Genomic DNA, 26,818 nt, shown 5'->3' on the forward strand with positions numbered 1-26,818 from the left:
CGGACCTTGCTCGAGGAGCGGGCCCAAGACCCCTTTGGCGAGTGGTTCGAGCAGGCACGGCAGAGGGCTCACGAGCAGTAGGCCGAAAGCGCTCGTCGGTTCGTCGTGGGGGCCCCGACGCCTTGTGGCGCTGAGCCTTTGGTGTTGATACCGTCGAATCAGTCCCACCACCTGAATCCTCGGTGGTGGATGAGGTACTCGCGTTTCCGTTGTCGTCTGGGTACCGCTCGACCGGCTCGCATCGCGGACCTGGCACCATCCACCCAGATCAGGAATCCGCGGAAGCCACAAAGCCGGATCGCCGCATGAATCCGCAGCTCGCGGACATCCAGTGTTGCCCACATCCAGCCAGAGACAGCGACGCGCGATGGGAATGAGCTATCCCGGGCGACACCAGCTACGCCATTCGACCAGAGGAGAGCGATTCCAGTCATGACCCGATTTCACCGCACCCTTATCGAACGACTCCGGGGAGCCAAACTGCCCCAGGACTGGACGCTGGAGCAGCGCGAAGAGCACTTCGCCGCGCTGGAACCTTTGATCGCCTCACAGGTCGCCCGTGAGACCGACTTGGACTACCACGCCAGACTGGCCCGGTTCGGCACTGATCACGGTCGCCCGCCGAACGATGCCGAGAAGAACGGGATGCGTGACAGCGCCCGCGACACAGCCTACGAGATAGCCATTCTCGAACTCGACGACTACTACGACGAGGAGGAGGATCTCCAGGAGGAACCGGTCGAGGAGCTGGCTGATCTGGCCCTGGAACTGTGGGACGACCACGACACGGCGACCCAGAAAGCAGGCGCACAGCTGTTGCTGACTCGCTACAGGGCCAACCTGCCGATCCCGGCCTCCAACGACCACCCACTCTTCGAACAGATCCACCAGACCCTCCTACGGGAGATGTCCGCCGAAGAACGCCGCTCCGATCCGCTTCACTCGAGCAGCACGTAGACGCGGCGTTGCCCGGCCACTGGCCATCGATTCCATGCGGATGGAAGGGCACGGCCACTTCGCCGGCGGCGCGCGGACGTGACCGCGATCGCGGCCGCTCATGACCGCCGCAATCAGCCGTCAGCGTGCAACCGCCGCAGCGCGCTGACATACCCAGTCCCGCGTTCCACGGGGCGCAGACCGAGGCCGACGCCCTGCACGCTTCCATGGTCCCCCGGGACCGATTCGTGCACGGGTCTGGTACACGGCTCGTAACACGCTGGCGGAGCGCCTCATACGCTGATACCGTCGAAACAGCCCCACCACCTGGGTTCTCGGTGATGGATGAGGCGCTTACGACATTCCCTTTGTTGCCGCGCCGCCCGATCGTCTCGACCGTGGACCCAGCACACACACCACCACCCATTGCTGGGTTACCGGCATGGGGCCCCGTAGTTCGGTTCCTGCAACCCCTTCCCGGATCGAGAGGAGATCGGTGATGCCCACATCACGACAGAGGCAGTGCCTCACGATGCGGAGGGGCTACCGTTGCCGGAAGACACCGAACCCGCCCTATTCGAAAGCGGTGCTGGCCATGACCAAAGGGCTGCGCGAGCACGTCGAGCTGACCCAGCTGGATCAGCTGCGGCCGGAATGGACCCCGGCGCAGCGCGAGCAGCACCTTACCGAACTGACCGCGGAGATCAGCGTGCAGATAGCCCAGGCGGCGAAAACGCTGTATCACCACAACCTGGCAGAGTTCCGCCAGGTCCTGGGCCGCGACCCGAGCCCCGAGCAGAAGAGCGGGCTGCGCAACAACTCCCGCGATCAGGCTTACGAGCTGGCCTTGCGCGAGCTGTACGAGGGCTACGAGGACCCCTACGAGGACGAGGAACCCGACGAGGCGACCGAGATCGGGAACCAGATCGAAGCCCAGTGGATGACCCGCCCGCCGATGCAGCGGTGGGCGACTCCCTGGGCGGAAGACCCGGACGAGGACCTGTTCGACCTGGCCTTCGACCTGTGGGAGAACCACAGCATCGAGACCCAGATCGCGGCCGCGCACCTGCTGCACGCCCGCCGCACCGAGAACCTTCCGATCCCGGCCTCTCCCGAGGGCCCGCTGTTCGCCCAGATCCACCAGGCGCTGCTGCAGGGGATGGCCGAAGAAGAAACCCGCCGCGACCGCCTGCACTACAGCAGCACGGCCTAGAGCACCCGCCTCGACGCCCAGCATTCGCCGCGCTGGCCGAACGGCCCGCCCTCACCGACGTCCAGCCCGGCGATCTGCTGCTGATCACCACCGAAGCCCGCTCCCTGCTCGCCCGCGTCACCCAGCCCGCGCGCCTGTTCGAAGCCCCCCTGATCGTCGAGGAGCCGGCCACCGGCACCCGCCACGAATTCGGCTGGGGCGAGATGCCACGGGACTGGCGGGCTCTCACCTCCCTCGAACACCAGGCTCTCGCCGCCGCCGGCGACCCGATCACCGACATCACCGATCTGCACGCCGGCGACATCCTCATCAGCACCACCCCCGGTCACCCCGAACCCGAAATCGTGCGAGTTGTCGACCTGTCGACCGCCCAACTCAGCGAACATCGCACCATCGGCCGCGCCGTACTGGAACGCCTGGACACCGGCGCCCGCTACACCCGCACCGGCGCAGGCATAGGCCCGCACTGGCGCCGCACCCACCTACCCGACCACCACATCCGCACGTTCCCGCCCGCCCGCACCAGTGCGATCGCCCTCGCCAAACCCGCCCCGGAGTCCCCCGCCGCTGCCCCACCGCCGCGGCCTCCGAGGCCCGCGCCAGCCGCAGATGACCCGGCCACCGACGACACCGCGCCCGGAACCGACTCCGCAACCACGAGCGCCGATCCCGCCTCCGGTGATGGTGACCCGGCTCTGCAGGGTTGGCGCCAGCTCGGCGCCGAGTTGTTCGAACCCGCGCACCTGCTGACCGTGCCGGATCCCGCACGCCACCCCGACCTCGCCGCCGTACTGGCCGCAACCGGCACCACCGCGGCCGCGCAACGCATCCGGGATGCCTTCCTCGATGGCTGGCACGAGGCAAGCTCCACCGTCACCACCCCGGTGTGGACCACGCTGCGCACCCATATCGCCACCGCCCCCGAGGTCGACGACGCGGTGCGCCGCCTCGGCTACGACGCCCAGACGCTTTCGCGCACAACGGAGTTCCAGCAGCTGATCGCCGACCAGCTCAACGCGGTGCCCACCGCGGACCTCGGCGACGCTGCCCTGCGTGACGCCCGTTACCGCCACGCCCGCACCGGCGACCCCTTGCACGGTCTCGCGCACGAGATCGCCGCCGACGCGATCGTTCACACCCGCCGAAACTGGCGCGCCTCACTGCGCTCGGACGCCGATATCGCGCGGTGGCGAAGCTGGGCCGCCCAGGAACTACGCTCCGATCCGCTGCTGGCCGCCGACCTGAGCGCGGCCGGCCCGACCCGGCCGCGGGTCGTCGACGCGATCGCGGACACGCTGCTGGCCGAGGTCACCGACCAACTCCCCGACCTCGGTCTCGACACCGGCGAGGAAGACACCGCCCACTGGCTGCGCGCCGATATCCACCAGCACCTGGTGCCCACCCTCGACGACCACGACAGCACCGACTCCGCCTTCGGGCCCACCGCCCGGGGCTGGACCGTGCCCGGCAGCGGCGTCGAGGTCGCCCGCCACCGCGACGCCTGGTGGGTGGTGACCCAGGACGGCGATCGATGGGACTGCTGGGGGCGCGACCACCGCGCCGCCGTCGCCGAAGCCCTGCGCATCTGCGGCCGCGACGAGGAGATCCGGCCCACCGACCACGCCGTGCGTGCCCGCGTCGACGGGATCCGGCGAGCCCTCGACGACCGCGCCCGCCCCCACCTCGCCGCCAACGAACTGCTGCACGCCGCCGCCCGCTCGGAGCTGATGAACGCCCCCGCAGCCCCCGGCGCCACCGTGCCCGCCGCCCACACCTCGGTGGCCACCCGCGAGGCCGTCCGCGCCGCCGTCGCTGCGATCACCGACATCGAACCGGTCCTCATCGCCGAAGCGCGGCGCCTCGGATTGGCGCCGGAGCCGTTCCTGCGCGACACCGCGGCCGCCGAAGTCCTGACCGAGCTGCACCAGCAGGCCCAACACCCGGCCACCCTCGACGAGCCTGCGCTGTTCACCCCCCAGCTGCCGGGCGAGGATCTGGACCTGGACCCCGCCGATCCCACCACGGTGACCGTCACCACCCCCGACGGCGCCCGCATCCCCGTGAGCGAAGACCGCGACGGATGGAGCGCCCCGGCGCACGAAACCGGGGACACCATCACCGAACTCACCCTCACCGCCGCGATCACCCGGGCCCGCACCCCCTCCCAGCCCGCAACGACCGGAACCGTCCACGAACCCCGCCCCACCCCGGCAGTATCGGGCGCGGACGCCACCAGCACCGGAGCCGAGCCCACACGGTCACCGACCTCGCGGCCGCAGGAGGCGGCACCGACTGCCGACGCGGCGCCGGACGGGCCCACGCCGGCACCCGAGGCGGTGAGCGCGGCGGCAGAACCCGCGGTGACCGACCGTGCGCTCGGGGTGCCGTGTGTGGGTTTGTCCGGCATCGACCGGGCGGTGATCCGCTGCACGACACAGGACATGGCCGGAAACCACTACGGTGGTGTGCTCGACATCGACCGCATCGCCTTCTCCGTCGCCACCGTTCAGCTCCCGAAGCTGATCGGCCGCTACGGGTTACGCCAAGTCGTCGCCGAGACCGCAGGCGTCCTGCGGGCCGATCCCGAGATCCCTACCCGCTCGTGGCCACGCCGCTCCAAGATCACCGAAGACCGCCGCCTTGCCGCCGAACAGCTGCGCGCCGCCGCCCTCCAACATTGCGACACCGGCGACTACGACACCGCCCTGGCCACCCTGCACCAGGCGCAACTCACCGACCCCCTCTGGAACGGCGCCGGGCCCGACAGCTACCCGCAACTGCTGTCCCGCATCCGCGACGAACGCCAGATCGCCGAAGGCGGCCCCGGACACGACCCCTACACCAGCGAATGGCAGCCGCACCCGTTCCGCGACGCCGCAACCTTGCGGCAGTGGCGGGACTGGGCGACCACAGAACTGGCCTTCGACCCCGTCCTCGGCCTCGTCGAGCCCAATAGTTGGCGCACGCACCAGGGTCGCTTGGTCGACGAACTCACCGACCGCCTGATCGACGATCTCCCGCGCCGAGCACCGGAGCTGTTGACCGGTCTGCGCCGCGACGAGACCACCGACTGGCTCACCGCCGATGTCCACCACACGATCCTGCCCGCACTGCTGGCTCCCGCCAGTTCGGTGTGGACCAGCTCCACACACGGCTGGGCCATCGAATCCCGCGAGATCAGCGTCCACTGGTACACCGACAGCTGGATCGTGGAGACCGGCCCACGCGAGACACGGCAGAAACAGCAGTGGGGCAACGATCACCGCGCCGCCCGCGCCCAAGCCTTGCACCTGGCCGGCTGCGCCGACCTCCTCACCCCCGACGACGCCCGCATCCACGCCGCAGTCCGCACAGCCCGCACCGCGCTCATCGACCGAGCCCGCGTACCGCTGCACGCCCACGAGATGATGCACGCCTACGCCCGCTCGCCGGTGCTCATGCCCGACAACCTCGGCGACGCCCCGTTCATCGCACTGGTATACACCGCGATCGGTGACGTGATCGCCGATATCGAAGCCAGCGAACCCCACCTGCTCACCGCCCTGACCGAGCGCGCGATCAACCCACAGCAGTTGTTGCACGAAACGCTGGTCCCCGACACCCTGCAGACCCTGCACCGCGAGATCGCCGCCGACCCGCAACACCCGGCCTGGGCCACCGACCTGCGACCCGTGTCCTACCACACAATCCTCGTCGGAGACCCCGACGGCGCGCACGTCATCCTCGAACAACGCATCCAACCCCGCCTGCCCGGACAGAAAGAAGGCGACTACTGCTGGGTCGACATCACCGAAACCAACCCACGCATCCGCGAACAGGTTTTCCGTGACGCGCTCGCTCACGCCCGCCGCGAACTGGCCACCACCCCAACCCCTCCCGCACCGACCACCGTCGCACCAGAGATCGCGGAGTCGGCTCCCGATCCGCCGACGACCACCCCGCCTTCCCGCGCCGCGCAACCGCGGCCGCGCGCCCCGGCGGACCCGGCCCCTGACGACTTGCTCCTGTTCGAGCAGACCAGCAGCTCATTCGGCGACCACACAGTCAGCGCAACCCCATCCGGTTCGGCGCCGCCACCGCCGCGACCGCCCCGCGAGGAGCCCGCCACCGCCGCGCCAGTGGACTGGAGCCGAATTCGCGACACGATCGCCGCCGACCCCACCGTGCGCAAGGCGATCCAGCGACACCCCTACCCGGCCCACTATCTGGCCCGGCATCGCGGATTCAGCGAAATCGTGGACGCGCGCCTGTCGGAGCAACGACGCCTCAGCGGCGCCCACAACGTCACCATCGCCGCAGAAGGACGCGCGGCGCGCGGCGCGCAGGTGTATGAGCAGATCGCCGTCGCCGCACTGCGCGAGCGCGAGCAGTGGTGGGAGCCACCTTTCGCCGACGCCGCGCAGGTCAGCGCTTGGCGGGCGGCGGCCGCCGACGCGTTGCATGCCGACCCGGTGACCAGCACCTGGACGGGCATGCCGCTCACCGCGGCCCGGGTCGCCCCGCTCGACGAGGTCATCGAGGACCTGATCAGCGACCTGCCGCGGCTGCTGCCCGAGGCGAACCTCGATATCTCCGATTCCGATACCCGCGCCTGGCTCATCGGCGACGTCCGCATCCACGTCCAGCCGAACCTGCCTCTCCCCGACATCAACCGCGACACCGGCTGGCACGAGATCGACTTCGGTTACTCACCGATCCCGGTCGATCCCCGCAAGCCCTCCACCCGCCGGGTCCTGATCCGGCCTGGCTGGGAACTGACCCGCAACGCAGGACAGACCTGGGAGCAATGGGGCAGCGACCGCCGCGCCGCACTGGTCGAAGCCCGATGCGAACACCGCCTCCCCGACGGCGACCTGCCCGGTCATAACGCACCCGAGGTGCACCGCCGGGTCACCGCGGTCCGCGCCGAGCTGGCCGAGTCCGCCCGTACCCTACTGCACGGCGATGTACGGGTGCGCGCCGCCGCGAGCTCGGAAAGGTTGTGGAAGTACGACGTTGGCCGCGATGTATCCTTCAACGCGCTGAATTCGGCTCTGGTCGGCGACCCCCTCGACGAGATCACCGCCGCCCTGGCTCGCACACACACCGACCTGGTACACCGCGCCCACCACGCCGGCATCGACATCCGCCGATACCTTCACGACGAAGTCGCCCCCGAGGTCCTGCGCGAACTACACACCAGCACCGAGACGGCTCCGAGCTACCAGGTCATCGTCGGCGCTCTCGACCGCCGCCACATCGTGATGACCGCGGTCGCTTCCGACGACCGCACCGACGAACAGATCCACCCCGACCAGCTCGCCGAGGCGATCACCGCCGCACGCGAGCAACTCGACCCGGCCGCAGACCGAGGTGGGCATTCCACCCCCGCGAACATTCAATCCCTGGACCGGCTGCCGTCTCAGCTCACCGCGCTCATCGACCGCGCGACCGCCACCGGCTGGAACCCTGGACCGGGGTATCGCACCATCGGAGACGACACCCCGGTGTTCGAGGTGCGGCTGCACACCGAAACCGACTACGGCGCCTGGGACCTCACGCTGGCCTGGGAACACCCTGACCGGCGCACCTACAACTACAGCGAAACCCACTCCCACATCCGCTGGCGCCGAAGCGACGGCACCACCGAGGACTTCCATCCCCGCCAGAGCTTCGCCACCAGCCTCCTCCGAGCCCACACCACACCACTGGCCTGGTCGGAGATCAGCAGCCTCACCGACACGCGGCCCGCACCGAGCACCGAGCGTGACCCCGATGTCATCGACATCGACACGCCGGCCTACCCGCCGCCGCGCGCGGCCATCGACAAAGCCTCGGTCGCGCGCAGCCTCGGATGGCGACCCGCCACCACCCACCTCACCTACGACGGGATTCCCGGCTATGAACTGCGCCTGACCCCGCCCAGCGGCGACCACGACCGCAGCCTGGTGCTGACCTGGCTGCTCGACGCAGCAACCGGGCACTACAACTACGACCGCTGGCGTTCGGGAACTGCAACGGCCGCAGGCGATCTGGACCGCGGGTTGACCCTGTCCGCGGTCACCACACTGTTCGATGATCTGGCAGCGCAGTCGGATATGCCGACGCTGTTCGAGGCCGACGGACAGATCTCGGCGGAGCTCGCCGCCGGCGACTGGTCGCAACTGCTGCCTCCCACGCCGCCGGTGCAGCTGAGCCCTGAGCAGCAGCGGCTGCTGTGGGCCGGATGCCACGGCGCCACACTCCCCCGGATCGCCGCCGCGCTGGCCGACCCCGACCACGCCATCGCGGCCTTGTTCGCCACCACTACCCGCACCCCGCCACGCCCCGACGCCGCACTGCCCGACACCCCATGGCCCGATTCGGCGCTGTGGGAGATCGATGCCGCCGCCCAGCTCATCACCATCCACGACCCCGCCCACGCCGACACCGCAGCCGCGCGCTTGACCCGCGACGACCTGACCGCCACCGCCTACCAGCTGCCCCCCGAAACCCGCGCCGCACTGACCGAGACGACCGATCCCGCAGCGCTGACAGACCTCATCGGCCGAGACGTCCTGGGCTTGCCCATCACCGAACCCCAGCCCGAACCGTCGCCGCCGAGCCTCACCACTGCCCAGGCAACCGAGCCTCGGCCGGGACAGCCGCCCACAGCTGCCGACCAGCCACAACCTGATCCCCTCGATCCGGTGCCAGCCGACGGGCCGGCTTCGCCACCCGTGCCGCAGGACGCCACCACCAGCGGCGACATTTTCGGCACGCCCGTGCATCCGCAGCTGTGGCAGGCGCTGCGACACGAGCTGACCGTACGCGACGCAGCCGCCGACCGCGGGAGCAATCGCGCCGGCGTCGAGGACCGCGAACTCGCCTATCACGACGCGGTAGTGCAGCGGCTCACGATCGAGGTCGATATCGCGACCGGCCATCGCACCAAAACCGTGCTCGCCCGCCAGCTCACCCGAGCCCGCGCCGCGCTCGACACCCACCAGCGGCTCACCGCGATCCGCGACGCCGCAGAAACCGCCGCCACCCCGGCCCGCCGACGGCTCGATGCGGCCGCCGCCGACCGGCTCGGCGACCTCCTCGACACAGCTGCCCGCACCGCCGCCACCGACGGACAGCACACCGACCTCGTCGCCGCACTGGATGCCCTCGCGGTGTCGGCCACCGACATCGACGCCATCACCAGCGCACTCACCCAGGCCGCCCACGCCCACACCATCGCCTTCGCCGATACTTCCTCCGCACCACTCGATCCCGGGCCACGATGGCAACTTCCTACCGCGTCTCCCCGCAGCTTGCCCACCAAGAAAAAGCTGGCCGAAATACTGGGCACCGCCGAACAGGCCAGCGACAGCGCGGCCGACCGTGCAGCACTCGAAATCGCCCGCACCGCCTTGACCTCCACCCGCTGGAACAAATACGGCGGAACACAGGAGCAAGCCCGCCGATTGGCCGACACCGACGATCGCGTGCTGGTGGGCCAAGACCTCGACCGCAGCGATATCGACGCGCAAGTCGACGCGATCGCGGACCTGGCCGACGAACTCGAACGGCGCGGCTATGGGCGCGTCGAGGTCGCCAAAGACCACGCCAGCCACCCCGAAATCAGGAACTATCTCCACGAATACGCCCACGCCTACCGCACGCGCCGCGCCCAAACCCACCCCCGGGACCACACCGTCTTACCCTTGGCTGCCGGTCAATCCGCGGTGGAACCGTACTCACCGATCGCCGCCGCGGCGCGCGCGTTCGGCTATCGCGTCGAGGAACTCGACGATATCGGCAACCACGTGCTCCACGTGGCCCGAGACCACGACAGCGACCGCCGCGAACACCGGCTGGTCTGGACAAACCCACCACCCGGCAGGCGGCCGGTGTTCCGGCGGTCGCTGTCGTGGAGCCGGCCGCTGGCCGACTCCGATCAGATCACCCGCCACGCCCTGCCGGCGGTGGTGTTCGCGCAGCTGCTGCTCAACCCCGACGCGGACGCCGCTGACGAGGACCCCCTGGATTCGCTGCGTGCCGCCGAGTCGCATGCCGAAACCGCGGTGAGGCTGACCGGTGACCTCGGCCCCGCATTTCTCGGAGCCACCAGCCTGCAACGCACCTGGCGCCGAGCCCAGCTCGCCCGCGCCGAAGCCGAACTCGCCGAAGACGAAACGTCGGCCGAACTGCGCACCCAGTGCGACAACTACCGGCGCGCACTCACCGACCTCGACCAGATCACCGAGGTCGAACAACAACTACGACCCCACATCGAATCCGAAACGCTCACCTTCGGTGCCCTCACCGACCGCCAGATCAACGAATTCCTGCACGGCATCGCCACCAACCCGCAAGGCAGCACCGGCTCCGGGGACCTGCGCCCGCCGCTGGCCGCCTACCTCGACGTCGCCGGGCTCTCGGAAACCGAACGCGACGCCTGGCTGACCTTTGTGCCCGCCCTGTCCACCACTTCAGCACCCTCACTCCCGGACACCTCAGCCGGTCCGACCCCCGCGCAGCCGGACTATGACCGCGACGCGATTCAGGAACTGGTGCGGGCGCACTACGCGCCGCGATGGTGGATGACTCCACGCGAACAGCAATGGATCAACACCGAAACCACCGTGCCCGCCGACGTCATCACCTGGGACAACGATCGACCCCAAGTGCGCTACCGCTACGTCGCCGCCGGAACATACTGCGAAGTCACCGGCATCAACTCCCGGCGCGAGCCCACCACCGCCCGCGGATACCTCGTCAACTCCGGTCCACTTCGCGGCGGCTGGGGCTCACCGGAAACCGTCGGACGTGTCACTCTCGCCGAGCACCCCACCACACCCACGGCCCAGCGAACCACCATCGAAACCGACCCCGACCACGCGCGGGTCACCATCCTCGACCCGCCCACCGGCATGCCTGCGGGCGCGGCCGCGCCCTGGCTGCGGATGCCCACCGAACATCAAGTGCTGCATGCCCGCCCGATCCTGGGGCTGGCCATCGACATCGATCAGCACTTCGTCCGCGTGCAAGGTTGCGACGAGCGCCACGCCAGCGAAGTCGCGTGGTGGCTGTTCGGTGGAAATTACGGCGCATGGGAACCCCGCGCGTTCCCCACCTTCGCCCAGAACCGCATCGACGCCGCCCTCGCCGAGGACCGCTACACACCCGACGTCATCCGCGATCAGCCCGCACCCGACACCGGCTCCCAATTCACCACCGCGACGTCGACCACCGAACTCGCCTCACCCGACCACGATCCCGAGACCGGAACAGACACCTCCGCCGAACTCACCCCGCCACCCGCCACCTCGGGCTCCGGCGCCGAGACCGCGACCAGTGACAGCACAACCTCGGTCGACGACATCGCGGCCGCACTGGCCCGGCGTGCGGTATCACCACGGTGGCTTAGCGCGCTGCTGCGCCACCGCGGCTACCGGCCATTCGCCGAAACCACCCACCCGAGCCCCACCTGGATCCGCGTCGAGAACACCACCCACACCAGCACCATTCGAGATGTTCCCGAACGTGCCTCGGAATCCGGCTACACCGACCGAGTGGCCGCAGTCCTCACCGCACTGGCCGGAGGCCCGCTCGCCGGCGCCGAACCGCAGCTTCGCGCCCGCTGGGACAGCGTGCTCGACGACCTTGACACGACCGCGGAATTCGACACCGTGGAGCTGGCGCGGCTGCGCTGCGTGATCAACGACGAAGCGCACCGCTTCGCCCACCTGCCCACCCCCGCCCGTTACCTGAGCGAACTGCCCGCCTTGCAGCCGCTGCGCGACCGGCACGACCCGGCCCGGGTGCAGCACGCGGTGACGCAGTACCTTACCCGCAACCCGCATCGTCTCGACGACACCAGCGCGGTTGCCGCGCAGCGGCGCAGCGCCCGCGAGGAATCGGCAGCGGGCTACCGTCAGCTGGCCGAGGAGGCCATCAACGAACTCGACTTCACCGCCGCCCTCGACCGTCTCGGCGTCGCCGAAGTCACCGACCCGTTATGGCACACCACAGACCTGATCCACGCCGAACTGCGCCAGCGCTACACCGCACTGTCCCGCGAAACCAGCGCACTCATCGACGCCGCGGCCGCCGACCCGATGCTGACCCGCTTCGCCGCCGAAGCACCGCCCGCACTGTATGGCGCCCTCGGTATCACCGCCGCCCGACAGGCCATCGAAGATCAACTTGCCACCCCGGAACCGGACCCCAGCCTCAGCCGCCGGGCACTACGCGAGATCGTCTTCCACTCCCTTCCCGGCACCGACCAGCGTGAGACACGGATGCTTCTGGCCGGCCGCACGGCCCAGAAGGCATGGCGAGCCCACTACGGCTCGGCTCTGCAGCACCTCGGCGGCGGACTGGAATTGGATCCGCAGTACGAGAGATTCACCGGGGTCATCGGCGCCCGCGACGAAGACATACCGATCGTGGGCGTGCACGCCGGCGGCCAGGTCTATCCCCTCATCCACCACCCCAGCAATGGTGGCACAGGGGTGTATCACAGCGAGAACCAGCAACTCGACTACCTGGGGTTTGTGGGCAACCACCCACTGACCGAGGTGATGGGCGCGGTGCGCGAGCGCGCGGCCCGCTTCGCGGTGGACGACGCCGATATCGAAGCCAGCCAGCGCGCCGGACATCCGGCCGAGTACTCCCCGCTGCCGGCCCCTGCGGTCTACGAACATCGCCGCGACTTCGCCGCCCTGCCCTACCCGGTGCGCGCAGTGGCCGCGGCCGCAGCCGCCACCGGGTGGAGCACCGCGGTACACCACCGTGACGACCAGATACATCTCGTCGTCGAAAACGACCTCGACGACAGGCATATCACCGTCGCGATGGCCTGGCCCGTCGACCGCCTCGGCCGCTCCTGCGCCCCGCGATCGGGCTGGACCAGCACGACCTATCAAGGAACCTCGGACACCGACCCCCGGACACCGGAACTCGATGTCGTATTCGGCCTGTTTCAGCAGACCGCCGTCCACCAGGATCTGGGTAGCCACTTCGCCGACAAGCACGCCGCCACCTCCGCCCGCAGCCTGCCCACCGAAGAAAACGCCCGCCGCCGACGCCGCAACAGCGACGCCTTCGATATCGAATACTGGCAAACACTGGCACTGACCGCCTACGCCGACATCGCCTTCAGCGATGACCCGGACGAGGCCCGCGAACGCGCCGCCATCGCCGAAACCGAACTGTCGCACACACACCACATCGCTGCGGCCCGCGCCGCCGTGCTTGAGCTGGTCCCCATGCGGAGCATCACAGCCGAAGGCTATCTCGACGCCACGCTGGACCGCGCCATCCAGCAACTGGTGCGCCAGGGCGAATCCGCTCCCGCTGCCGAGGCAGCGCTGAGCGAGGCACTGACCACCGAACTCGTGCCCGGCGATCGCCTCGACGCCATCGACGCAATCCTCGACCGCCTGCGCAGCACCAGCACTGACGGCGCCTCGTCCGACGAAGATCCCGGTACCGCGGCCGACGAGCCGGCCCCCGTGGCCACCCACGAGATCCCCGATCCGCCCGCCGGAATCGACGCGGCCAATGCCGCGACCGCAACACGGCCTGAGCCCACCCCTACCGGCGGTAGTCCTGCGACCGAGCGCGTCACCGTGGCCGTGCCGGAGCACCCCATCGCCACGCAGATCCTCGACAGGGAGAAGTTCGCGCCCACCGCGCAGCAGGCCGCGATCTACAACGCGGTGCTGGCCGGTCTGGACGTGAAAGTGCAAGCCGGAGCGGGTGCGGGCAAAACCAGCACGCTCGAAGGCCTGTCCCGCCGCATCGGGCAGGTCGATCCCAGCGCACGCATCGTCTACATCGCGTTCAACCGGTCGGTGCGTGAGGAAGCCGACGAGCGGATGCCGGCGAATGTGGAATCGCGCACCGGTCATTCCATCGCCTACACGTGGTCGTCCAGGGCGATGCAGAAGCGTTCGAAAAAGACCGACGCCTTGCGGCGCCCTGACGAGGTCGCGCGGCATTTGGGCATCCGGCGCGCTGCGGAGTCCGCAGCGGAGCAGGCTGTGGCCGCGATGGCAGCCGTCGACACCTACGCCACCAGCGCCGAGGACGACATCAGTCACCGCCACCTACCGCCTCGAGCGCGTGAGTGGCCCGCTCCTCAGCAAGACCGCGTAGTCGAGTACGCAAGGGCTGCTTGGGCGGATTTGTGCACCGAAAACGGGAAGCTTCGCCTCACTCTCGATCATCTCCGCAAGCAGTGGGCGCTGTCGCGACCCGATCTGACCAAACCTGGGGCGGGGCTTCGCCGACCGGCCACCGTGCTGATGCTCGACGAAGGGCAAGACACCCCGCCGGTGCTGGCCAAGGTGGTTGCCGACCAGGCGATGCGCAAGATCCTGGTCGGTGACCAGAACCAGGCCATATACGGATTCACCGGAGCCGTGGACTTTCTCGACACTGCCACCGCCGACACCATCTTGCCGTTGACCGTGTCATTCCGGTTCGGCCCGGAAGTTGCCTCGATGGGCAATCGGTTCCTACAACTGCTCGACTCTCCACTACGCATCGCCGGCGGCGGCCCAGCCTCGGAAATCATCGCCTCGGGCACGATGGCCGACCCTGATGCGATACTGGTGCGCTCCAACGGCGGCGCTCTGAAAGAGATCGCCCGCGAACTCGACGCCGGCCGTCGCGTCGGCGTACCGAAAGGGACGAAAGCCGACCTGCTATCGGTCGTGGACACCGCACGGTATCTGAAGGGGCAGGGCTCGCGCCCACCGCAACTCCACGACGACCTGGCAACTTACCGGACCTGGGCCGAGGCCGCCGACCGCGCCGAACGCGGCGAGGACGCGAAACTGAGCATGCTGGTCCGCATTGTCGATACCAACGGCGTCGATGACCTCGAAGGCTTGGTCCGGCAAGTCCACGAACTCGGCGAAAACCCCCTCGCAGACCTGGCATTCCCCGAGACCGACGTCGGGATCGTCGCCGAAGGCCGCACCTACAACGCCACCTATGCGGCCCGATTCTTACTCGCAAAAGCCCGATTCACTCGCAGAGAGCTGCCAGGCGCCGGTGTCTACAAGTTCGGAAAGAACAAGGGCCTACCTGTCCGCGCCTGGATCGCGGAGGGAAGTGCGCAGGAGCGCGAAGCGAAGTTGGCGCGTTTGCGGGAGTTGGCCACCGTGCCGCCCCCGGATGTGGTGGTCTCCACCGCCCACAAAGCCAAAGGACTCGAATGGAACAACGTCCGGATCGGTGACGATTTCAAAGGCCCAGAACTCGACAACGCCACCGGCGAACTCTCCATGCCGTCGGAGGAGGAACTGCGCCTGGCTTACGTCGCGGTCACCCGCGCCAAGAAGAAACTCGACCTCGGCTCACTGACCTACGTCCTCGACCACACCGAACCCAACGGCGGCGTGGCACCGGCCACCCCGCAACCCCCGCAGCTCTCCCCCACCGCCACAGACGGCGACACGACGCATATCGCCTCCGAGCCCGTCACGGCGGCGGAGAACCGGCGCGCTGAGCAGGTGCTATCGCCAGACCAGCGGCTCCTGCTCTACGCGGTGGCGGCCTCGACATCAGGTGCCCAACGGCTCATGTCGAGCCTCAAGTCCCGCAACGAGGGATCACCTCTTCTGACCACCGACCTGTTGGCTTCGCTGCCGTTGCCGGTGCGCTCACTGCGCCCCGCATGGGAACAGTGCTCGGTGCAGGTGGCCGACCACGAGATCCGGTTGACACACCAGCGCGGCACGCTCCCGCACACGATCGCGGCGGTCACCATCACCGCACAGGAGTTCGACGCCTTCGCGTCCTCGGTGACGATCCCCGCCCCGGCGCCCACCACGCTGGACGAGATCGACGCCCTGATCCACGAACTGCTCGCCATCACCGCCATAGCGCCCGCACCCGACCCGACCGACCACAACGCCACCGCCACCACGGCCCCGCGGCCTGCAGAGCCCACACCGACAGGTGAGGACACTCCCCGCGAAGAGCGCGCCACACTGCTCACAGCCGAGCTTGAGGGCGACGCCGGCCCGGACCGAACTCCAGAACCTGCGGCAGCCGCCAGCGCGGTCGAACCGCGTACCGGGTTGCCCGAACCAGGCACCACGGCCGCGGAGTTGGAACGCCTGGCCGCGCCGCTGCTGCGCAGCAACCCCGTGCTGCGTGTACTGGCAGCCTCGAACAGCGGAGTCACGGCCGCAGAGGAGCAGCCGGCCTCTGTCGCGTTCGGTGATCAGCCGTCGATCCCCGAGGAGCGGATGCCGATCACCGCGCAATCGGTTTCCCGGAAACTGACCCGGCTGGGTTTCTCGGTCCGCCCCAACACCAGACTCGACTGGAACGGAATCCGCGTAGGGAAACACCCCATCCAGAATGTGGTGTCGGTCTATGCCGTCCACGAGCTTTCCAACCATCAAACGCAGATGGCCGAGGAAGCCGCCGAAGCGCTGGTCGAGCAAGGCTATTACGTCCATCGCCGCGACACGGGATCGGCCCACATGACCGTGAGCCGGCCCGCCGCACCCACCACCGCACCGACCGCGGCACCCGCGCCGACGCTGGCGCCCGAGATGCTGCACTCGCCGCTGACCCGCTCGGCGGCCGAAGACGTCTACTCCGCGCTCATCGCCTCCGCCGACAACAACGCTCTGATCAGCGCCGTGACGAAAGCCGGGGTCGATCCGATCGACCACCTCCATCAGCAGGCGGTGCCCACCGCGCTGGCGGCAATGGCAGCCGAACAACCCGTTGAGTCGGCGGCCGACACCGCCGACGATATCGCCGATCTGCAGGTGATCGACCCCCGGACTCTGGTGGTCGGCGACCCGGCGGCGGTCCATGTCCGCCTGATCCACGGTGCCACCGACACCGGGAAGCTGCGGCGCTGGACCGCGCAGCCCAGCCAGTACACCCGCACCTTCGAAAGCCGGTCCCTACTCGCCGCAATCGAACGCGCCCGCGGCGTCGTCACACAACACCACGATTCGCTTGACCCCTCGCCTGCCGAACACACCGGCGACGATCCCCTCGGGCTCATCGCGCCCTACGAACGCGATGCAGGGGTAGACGGACACCACCAAATCCTGGAAGCGGGCGGGCACCACTACATCATCAAACGCCGCCGCAGCGGCCCGGAATCGCTGTCGCTGTGGAGGGCTCGCCCCGCCGACACCGACAGCGACCTGGGCTGGGCGCCCGACCGGATGGTCGACCACGACCTGGGCAGCGTCGGCGAGGCCGTCGATCGGCTGCGCGAGGATCTGGTGGTTCAGGCCGAAGACGATGCACACGACGAGGAACGACAGCGGCTGTTCGACGAGGCCGCCCAGACCGCACCACTGTTCGCGGACCTGCACGGCCAGCGGCTGCGACTCGAACTCCTCGACCCCGCCGAGCGTTACCTGGGCGTCCTGCCGGAGACCGAGCCCGCCGGCCGGCGGCTGTTGCTCGCCCTCGGTGACCGGCACTACATCGTGCACCAAGTGCTCGCCGGTCCGCACGTCGTCTCTGGTCTACCGGGCGATCACTCCTCGCTGGAGCCCTACCGCTACGAGCTGCACACCGCGGAGCCCGAGGCCGGGGGCCCGGATCCCACGGCCGTCGCACCCGGTGCTCATCTGGGAACCACCGACCGCACCGAAACCCTCATGCAGGGTTTGCGGCACTTCCACCTCCTACAGATCCTTGACGAGGCATACCAGGCCAACGAGCGGCCCGCCTCCAGCGCCCCGGGTATCGAGGCCGCCGGGGAAGCCGTGGCGGCCCATTGGGAGATCAGGCAATTCGCCGACACACACGACCTGGGCGACGAACGCATCCGGCAGGCGGCTCGCGTGCTGGCGATGCGGCTGGTCACCGCGCATCTCAACGGCATCCTGCTCGACCCCGACCAGGACACGCGCCACGAACAGGCGCGGGCCTTGTATAACCACCACCGCGGTGACCTCGTAGACCGGGTTCTGTCCCAGTTCACCAGCACAGATCACAGCGGCAGCGCTGCCGAGAACGCCGCGTTCGCGACGGTGCTGGGATCACCGGTCACCGGCACGGTGCCCGAACAGCTGCGTCAGCGGCTGACCGCCGAGAGCACCGCGCGCGACAGCGTCCTCGCCTCCGAGGACGCCGATATCCCCTGGCGCCAGCAGTTGCGCCGCCAAAGGATCTACACCCAGGCCAGAATTGAACGCCTGCACACCGAACTCGGGCTGGATCCGGCCGAATGGCCCCGAAGCGCGGACCGCGCAGCGCTGGAACGGGAAATCCTCGGTGCACGCCACGATTTCGACTCCGCCCTCAGCGACTTTCCCGAACTATCCGACAACGAACGCCGTGGCCATCGCGACGACATCACTGCGCTCAGCGCATCGGCTCACGGGGCCGATGACGCTGAGCGCGACGACGAGTCCGGGTTCACCGACTGGGAAATCGCGGTCATCCACAGCCTGACCGACGACAACGCTGCCTTCTTCAACCACCCGGCCGCGGGCGGTGACGCCGCACGCTACGTCGCCGAAGTCGCTCTTAAACACCTCCCCGGACGCTCGCACGCCGACTCCTACACCGACATCAAGGCCGTCGCGGCAGCCCGCATCACTGACCAGGGCGAGACCATCCTCACCCTCACCCGAGCCCAAGTGAAACAGCGCCAACAGCAACGCCGCGACGCCGCCGAACAGCTGCTCAACACCGAGGCCTTCGAAGCGTTCCGCCGAGAAGACTTCGACACCGCGCTGGCCCTGGTGGACCGGGCACAGCTGACCGATCCGCTGTGGACCGGCCCCGACAGCAACAGTTTCGCGTTCATCCGCGACCGCATCACCGCCGCACGCGACGACTCCACGGCCGTCGACACCGACAGCGACGCGATGGACCTGTCGGGGGAACCGGCACCTGCCACGGAATCAGCCGAGACCGGCACCGAATCGGGCCCACTTGATGAAATCGATCGCAGCGGGGATTGGCGGCACCCGGGCACGGTCACCGTCCCCAGCGGGAAACGCTCCCGGGCCCGGGCGAACATGACCGCGATCGAGATCGTCCAGCGGCTCAACGACGAGGATCGGCCCGCCACCACCGCGGAACAGGAACAGTTGGCCCAGTGGTCGGGATGGGGCGCGGTCCCCGAGATATTCGATGCCCGGCAAGCCGACTGGGACAACGATCGCGAACGGCTGTACGGGCTGCTCGATGACAACGCCCGGGAGGCCGCACTCGACTCGGTACTCAGCGCCTACTACACCGATCCCGCGATCGTCGCCGCGATGTGGTCGGCGCTGGGGGCCGCTGGGTTCAGCGGCGGCCGCGTCCTGGAACCCGGGGCCGGAACAGGAACCTTCGCCGGCCTCGCGCCACGCAGTGCCGAGATGGTGTGCGTCGAGAACGAGCCGATCTCAGCGAGAATCGCCCACCACCTGTACCCGAGCGCGCTGGTACGCCTCGAAGGTTTCGAGCACACCAAACTTCCCCCCGATTCCTTTGTCGCCACGGTGGGAAACGTCCCGTTCGGCAAATTTGAGGTGCGCGATCCCACCTACAACCCGCGCGGGCATTCCATCCACAACGCGTTCATCCTGAAATCGCTGGCCATGACCGCGCCCGGCGGATATGTCGCAGTGGTCACCTCGTCGTGGACGATGGACGCCGAGAACGACCTCGCCCGTCGGGACATGCACGCGGTCGCCGATTTCGTCGGCGCTGTCCGGCTACCGAGCAAAGCGTTCTCCCGCGTCGCCGGAACCTCGGTGGTCTGCGACATCGTGATCCTGCGCAAACGAGACCCGACCATCAACCCATTCGAGCGCGACGCGCTGCCACCCGAACTCGTCACACGCAACTATCAATTCCGGCGGACCGAACCCGCCGAGATGGTCGACAAGGCGACCGGCGAACCCGTCACGCTGCCCGTGAACGCATGGTTCACCGAAAACCCCCAGTACGTGCTCGGCAAGATCTCCGCCGGTGGCGGAACACAGCGATCCGGACACCTCCACGTCGACCACACCGACCTCGACAACCTGCCGAGCGAAGTCTCTGCCGCCCTGCGCGACATCATCACAGGCGCCCGCATCGATGGCCTGGAGCTCTACGCCCGCGCCGAGTACCTGGTCGAGAGCTCCGAACCAATCTCGGGCCTACTGATCCACGACCCGGACCAAAGGTTCAAAGAGCCGATCGGCACAATGCGCTTTCACGCCAGCGGCTTCGAAGCGGTCACCGAATTCGGAACCTGGGAACCTGTCACTGTCTACGACAGCCGCAGCGTCGAGACCCGAGCCTTGCTCCGACTGCGAGACCTGGCGCAGCGAGTCGTCACGACGCAGCGAGAGGACCACGAGCCGCACGAACGCGAAGACGCTCGTAGCAGACTCAATGCCGAGTACGACGCCTACCTCGCAAAATATGGGGCCCTGAACCGCTTCACGTGGCAGGGCGGCCGGGAACGCACTGAAGAAGAGCGCGACAAGCGATACGCCGAGCTAGAGCGGAAGTGGCGAACAAAACACGCAGACCCCGACGGGAAGCCGTACGACGATGAGCTTCCCTACGAGATCTTCGAAGAACTCGACGAGAAAGCTTGGACCGCCGTCCCTCGGTCCAAGCGGCGCACCCATCTCGAAGGCGCGATCAGCCGGGACCCGGCGATCGCGGTCGTCCTCGCCTTGGAAGAGTACGACGAAAACACAGGTGAAACGCGCAAAGCCCCGATCTTCACCACCGATGTCGCCGCGGTCGCGGATCCTGTCACTTCCGTGGACGACCCCGGAGATGCGTTGTCGATCAGCTTGGCCAACGGCCGCGGCGTGGACCTGGCCCACATCGCGGACCTGCTGGGGGTTGACGAACAGGCAGCACGTAAGCAACTGACCGGACAGGTTTTCCGTGACCCTGATCAGCCCGAACGACTGCTGCCAGCGCCGAAATACCTCAGCGGCGACGTCCGCGAGAAACTGTTCCGCGCCCGCCTCGCCGCGATCGACGATGCCCAGTACGAGGAGAACGTCGAGGCACTGGAGGCCGTTCAGCCGAAGTGGATGGAAGCTGCCCGAATCACCGCCAAACCAGGCAGTATTTGGCTTCCTGCCTCGGATCATGTGGTGTTTGCCCGAGAGACCTTTGGGCTTTCAGACGCGAAAGGCGACCGCCTCAGCGGCCGGTGGCGCTTCGAGTCCGACAAGATCAGCTCGCGCGCCAAGGAGTGGGGAACGCGCGACTGGCCCGCACTGTCGCTGTTCGAGACCATGTGCAACAGCGAAAAGATTGTGGTCCACCACAGCGAAGAGGAGCGGGAGAACGGCGCACCGCTGGTCAACGTGAAAGCCACCGCGCATGCCCAAGCCCAGGCGGATCGCATCAAAGGCGAGTTCCAACGCTGGCTGTGGGCCGACGATGAGCGCCGCGACCGATTGGTCACGCTGTTCAACACGACGATGAACTGCTGGGTCGAGCCCCGCCATGACGGGAGCCGACTCACGATCCCCGGCCTCACAGGTGTGACCCCGTACTCCTACCAACTCGATGCCACCGCCAGGGCACTCAATGAGCCGACCGTGCTGCTCGACCACGTTGTCGGCGCAGGCAAGACCCTCACGATGCTGATGACCGCCTGGGAGTTCCGTCGCCGCGGGATGGCCCGGCAGCCGTGGATCGTTCTGCCCAACAACATCGTCGAAGATGTCGTCGCCGATGCCACACGGTGGTTTCCCACAGCGAGCATCTTGGCCGGCCCCCCAGGCATGGAGGGTCCCGATCGGCGCCGATTCATCGCGCAGACAGCCACCAGCGACTGGGATTTCGTCATCGTCGGGATGACGACCTTCGAACGCATCGGCGTAAAACCGGCCCGCCGCGCCCGCTACGTCAAAGATCAGATCGCCGAGATCACTGAGACCCTCACAGACGCCAAGGACGATCCGGAGATCACCCGCGGCAGCATCAAACAGCTCGTTCGTGCGCAGAAGGCGGCGGCGAGACGCCTGGAAAAGCTGCTGGCCGCAGAGAAAGAGCCGGGCCTCACCATCGAAGACAGCGGCCTGGACTACCTTCTGCTCGACGAATTCCACCTCTACAAGAACCGACACCGAGCCTCCCCCGTCCCCGAACTCGCGTTGTCCCCGGGATCGCAACGCGGCGCGAACGCCCACATGGTCAAGCAACTGCTGTTCGAGCGCGCCGGCACCCGGGCGCTGATGCGCGGCGCGGAACCCGATATCGAGGACATGCGGATCAACACGGGGGCCACCGGCACCAGGGTCGCGAACGCGCTCGCAGAGGAATACGGCAACCAGGAGTTCATGCGCCCTGACCTGCTCGAGGCGAAAGGAATCTACAACGTCACGGACTGGGGGTCGTCCTTCGCGGAAACCAAATCGGTGATCACCACCAACGCGTCGGGCAGCAGGATCACCGCATCCGAGAAACTGGTCTCGTATGCGAATGTCAGGCAGCTGTTGGCATTGACCCGCGTATTCACCGACATTGTCACCCGAGACCAAGTCCCGGTCGATCTACCGCGACCCAAACGCGTCATCATCACCATCAAGCCAGGACAAGAGGTCCGGGACTTCATCGCCGATCTGGATGTACGGCTGGACATGTTGGATCCCGCCACACCGTGGCTCGACAACCAGCTGAAAATTCTCAATGACGGGCGCAACGCTGCCCTGGACCCGCAACTGGTCGGACTGGAAGCCGCCGATCCCACCCAGACCCGCAGCTACGCGGTCGCCCGGGAAATGCTGACCCGGTATCACCAGCACAAGAACAATCGCTACCGCCGACCCGACGGATCACTACATCCGGTCCCCGGAGCGCTGCAGATCGGGTTCTGCGACCGCGGCACACCCGACGGCGCCAGCAGAAAGAACTCGCTCTACGACGCCATCAAGGCGCGGCTCATCGCTGGTATTCCCGAACTCGGCTTGGCGGGGATGCCCGAAGACAAGATCCGCTTCCGCCACGAAGCCCGGAAGCCGTCCCAAGTGCGGCAGCTCAGCAAAGACGCCAACAACGGCCACATCGCGGTACTGCTGGGCAGTACAGGCCTGATGGGCCATGGAATGAACATCCAGACCCGGGCCGTCGCCGAGCACCACATCGACGTGGCATGGCGGCCGGCCGATCTCGAACAGCGAGAGGGCCGCGTCTACCGTCAAGGCAATCAGAACGAGGAAGTGGAGCTGATCAACTACGCCGCCGAGGGCACCGTCGATGTGATGATGTACTCGACGGTCAAAACCAAGGGCGGATACATAAGCCAAATCCGAACCGGTGAATTCGAAGGCGACGAACTCGAGCATTTCGCCGAGGACGACCTGACGCAAGCTGCCGCGATGACCCGGGCGGCCGCGACCGGAGACCCACGCCACGTTCGGCTGGTCGATCTCGAACCCATCGTCGGACGACTCAGCGCTCTGGATGAAGCACACTCGGAAGCACGAGCCCGCGCCGCCGGGGACGTAAAGACGCTGCCTGGCCGAATCCGCGAACAACAGGCGCGGATAGATGGCCTGACAGAGCACATCGCAGCGGCGGAGGCATGGGCCAACGAACCCGGGCTCATTACGATCGGAAACAGAACCTTCGACGACCGCGGCACGGCGAACAGAGCATTGCTGGAGACCGTCCGGAGGACATATCGCAGCCTGTATGCCCAGCAGACGCAAGGAGATCGCACCTACCCACGAGCAATCGGCGCAATCGACGGACACACCCTCACCGCCGATCTGGGCTGGGTCGACAAGAAGCTCACGATCTGGATCGGCGACCTACCTGCTCACGTCGAGATCAAACGGGAACAACTGTTCAAGACGGTAGCCAAGACCACGAAACCCCGAGGCAACGCCACCTCCAGCGCAGCATCCGACGACGCGGCCATCGCACGCGGCCTGAATCAGCGCATTACCAACGCCTACGTAGGGTTCCCCGAAGCGATACCGGCGCTCTACGTGAAACTCGCAGAGGCTCGGGCCGACATCGAGCACGCGGAAAAGATCGTAGACGCACCGTTTGAGCATGCCGAGGAACTCCTCGCCGCCAGGGCCGAGCTCACAGAGATCCGGATCGCGCTGCGGCAGGCTCAAGACAGTCCCGAAGCACGCGCCGAAGAAGAAGCACGCAGACAGCGCATGGCCGAACAGGGTCGGTACCCCGGCTGGTCGCGCGAACTGAACCCCACCAAAAGGATGGTGGAAGAGTCAGGCCTACTCACCAAGGAACGATACGTTGCGGTCAAGAAGGCCGAAATGGCCGAATATGCCGCCGAATACGCCCAAATGAACAACGACGCTGCAGCCACCGAACACGAGCAGGAACCCGCCGGTCCGCCGGCCGCCGATGACCCATTGCAGGCTGCCAGCACATCAGATCCGTCGCCGAAGCCTGCCGAGGGTTCACCCGATGCCGCCCCAGCCGCGGGAGAAAACTCCACGTCGGCTGCCGACGGCGCGACGCAACATGCTGTCACGGAAACTCTCGATCCAGCCGGAAGGAGACGAAATATGTTGCACCGCAACAATACTCGAAAATCGGCAGGCCCCCGGATCTGAGTTGACCAGCGCAGGCCCGGCTCCTATCCTCCTCGTAGGACCGCTACCGGCGCAGTATCCGGTCCGCCACTCGTCACACCCAACCCTCGGGGGCCACCAATCATGTTCGAGTTCTTTGTCTTCGCCGCACTGGTGCTGATCTCCGTCGCCGTAATGCTCCTGGTTACCGCACCTGTTGCCGGGCTTCTGTTGGTCGTGGACTCGCTGCTCGGGCTGATGTTCGGTATGGAGCCGTTTTTCGCGCTGCTGTGGCTGGTAGTCGGTTCCGGCCTGTGGCTGTTCAGCCATCTCGCGATCGCGCACTTCAACGATGGCTTCTGGCGTTCCACGTTCGCCGAGCTGGTATTCCGGCTGCCGGGGCTTCGGGCGCTGCGGCCCACCTGGTGAGTGCTTACCGGTTCACAGGCGAGGTCGTCTCGGCCCGCTGGTCTGTGCAGCAGACCTGATGATCCGTCTTCGGCCGGGTGCGGCCGACGACGATGAAGCGGTCGATGTCGAGGCAGACGGTGGCGCGACGCTGGAGGCGTGAGGTGAGTGCGCGGCCAGCAGTGTCCGGCGTCTTTGCTCGATATCGCTGATCGACATCGTGAGCTCGCTGAATCGGTGCGGGTCATGCTGCGGGGAACAGCTCTTCAGCTCCGCGCGCAGTGTCTCCTTGCGATCGGCCAGATACTGGTCGGTGAGTTTGACCAGCAGGGACCCGACATGTCGGCCCGGTTCGGTGTCGGGAAGGCGCAGCGGTTCGGCCGCCAGCGCCGCCGCGGTGTCGGCGTGCGCGCCGAGATGATCGAGCACGGCGTGAGCCCAGCGGCCGGCGTCGGCGGGTGCGCCCGCGACGCCACCGAGGTCGGTGATCGCGGCGTGGATCCGTGCGCAGTCCGGATCGGTGAACACCTCGGGATCCAGGTCGTCGAATCCGTGGGCGGCGGCAAGCTGAGGGTGTTGCAGTGCCGCCTGCAGGGCGCCGTGCTGCCAGCGCAGCGGCCCCGGGGACCGGGCACGCTCGGTCGGTGACACCGGAGCGTCCCGGCTCGGCGCGGGGCCGGACTCGCGCAGCAGGGATACGGCGGCGGTGGGGTCGACACCGACGAGCTCGGCGAGTTTGCGGCCGTATTCGGTGCGCATCATCGGATCGGGCAGTTCGGCGAGTATCGATATCCCGTGGTGCATGGCCGCGACCCGGCCATCGATATCCTCGAGGTTGTGCTCGGCGATTGCGGCCTTGAGCACGAACCCCAGGAGCGAACTGCGCCGGGCGAGCAGGTCGTGCAACCCGTGCTCACCGTCGCGCTGCCACAGCTCGCACGGGTCGAGATCGCCCGGGGCGATCGCGACCGTGGCACGTCCTGGTATCGCTTTGACATGGGCGAATGCGCGGGTCGCGGCGGTGCGTCCGGCCTTGTCGCCGTCGAACAGGTAGCAGATTTCACCACGCCAGGTGCTGTCGTCGAGCAGGATCCGCCGCAGTGCGTTCAGGTGTGGTTCACCGAAAGCGGTGCCGCAGGTGGCGACCGCGTGCGGGATGCCGGCGGCGTGCATCGCCATCACGTCGGTGTAGCCCTCCACCACGATGGCCATGTGCCGGTTGCCGATCTGGCGGCGCGCCAGATCGAGGCCGAACAGCACCTGCGATTTCTTGTACAGCGGCGTCTCGCGGGTGTTGAGGTATTTCACCTCGATCGGGTCATCATCGAAGATGCGGCGGGCCCCGAACCCCAGGACCTCTCCGGCCGGGTTGCGGATCGGCCACATCAACCGGCCGCGGAACCGGTCGATGAGCCCAAGGCGTCCGGGCTGGGACAGGCCCGCGGTGGTGAGTTCTTCTTCGGTGTAGCCCTTGGAGCGCAGGTGTTTGGTCAGGCCGTCCCAGGATTTGGGCGCGAACCCGCAGCCGAAGGTGGTGATGACCGTGTCGTCGAATCCGCGGTCGGTGAGGAACCGCAGGGCACTGGCGCCGGCGTGGGTGCCGAGGTGCTCGCTGTAGTACTGGGCGGCGTCGGTGTTCGCGGCGACCAGTCGGGCGCGAGTGTCGCGCTGGCGTTGGGCGGTCAGTGAGGTGCCGCCGCCTTCGTAGCGGATGGTGTAGCCGATCCGGTCGGCGGCCATCTGCACGGCTTCGGGAAACCCGATCTGCTGGTGTTTTTGGAGGAATCCGAAAACGTCCCCG

The 26,818-nt window shown here is 67.7% G+C and carries 6 protein-coding genes; 4 read left to right on the forward strand and 2 right to left on the reverse strand.

Annotation, left to right across the window (positions count from 1 at the left end):
- The first annotated feature begins 432 nt into the window (after nt 1-432).
- The gene (locus ACWEWT_RS15675) at nt 433-957 is read left to right on the forward strand and encodes a hypothetical protein (protein ID WP_452559483.1); all 525 of its coding nucleotides are present in this window, start codon (nt 433-435) and stop codon (nt 955-957) included.
- A 574-nt stretch (nt 958-1,531) separates the two neighbouring features.
- Nucleotides 1,532-2,149: a hypothetical protein gene (locus ACWEWT_RS15680; RefSeq protein WP_452559485.1), complete on the forward strand. Its 618-nt coding sequence runs from the start codon at nt 1,532-1,534 to the stop codon at nt 2,147-2,149.
- On the opposite strand, the gene ACWEWT_RS15685 is transcribed toward ACWEWT_RS15680, so the two are convergent.
- A complete protein-coding gene (locus tag ACWEWT_RS15685; protein ID WP_452559487.1) occupies nt 2,146-2,334 on the reverse strand; it encodes a hypothetical protein in 189 nt (62 codons plus the stop codon). The two genes, ACWEWT_RS15680 and ACWEWT_RS15685, sit on opposite strands and share 4 nt — an antisense overlap.
- Before the next feature lie 18 nt (nt 2,335-2,352).
- On the opposite strand from ACWEWT_RS15685, the gene ACWEWT_RS15690 reads away from it, so the two are divergent.
- Complete coding sequence (locus ACWEWT_RS15690; RefSeq protein WP_452559489.1) at nt 2,353-24,651, forward strand: UvrD-helicase domain-containing protein; 22,299 nt, start codon at nt 2,353-2,355, stop codon at nt 24,649-24,651.
- 102 nt (nt 24,652-24,753) lie between these two features.
- Complete coding sequence (locus tag ACWEWT_RS15695; protein WP_452559490.1) at nt 24,754-25,038, forward strand: hypothetical protein; 285 nt, start codon at nt 24,754-24,756, stop codon at nt 25,036-25,038.
- Between the two features lie 12 nt (nt 25,039-25,050).
- Here the strand turns inward: ACWEWT_RS15695 and ACWEWT_RS15700 are convergent.
- The coding region (locus ACWEWT_RS15700; RefSeq protein ID WP_452559492.1) for a DNA primase at nt 25,051-26,818 on the reverse strand (1,768 nt) is incomplete at its 5' end.

The sequence above is a fragment of the Nocardia sp. NPDC003963 genome, from assembly GCF_053605105.1.

Coding starts and splice junctions, on each gene's coding strand:
- ACWEWT_RS15675 (WP_452559483.1), top strand. CDS start 433: ATGACCCGATTTCACCGCACCCTTATCGAACGACTCCGGGGAGCCAAA.
- ACWEWT_RS15680 (WP_452559485.1), top strand. CDS start 1,532: ATGACCAAAGGGCTGCGCGAGCACGTCGAGCTGACCCAGCTGGATCAG.
- ACWEWT_RS15690 (WP_452559489.1), top strand. CDS start 2,353: ATGCCACGGGACTGGCGGGCTCTCACCTCCCTCGAACACCAGGCTCTC.
- ACWEWT_RS15695 (WP_452559490.1), top strand. CDS start 24,754: ATGTTCGAGTTCTTTGTCTTCGCCGCACTGGTGCTGATCTCCGTCGCC.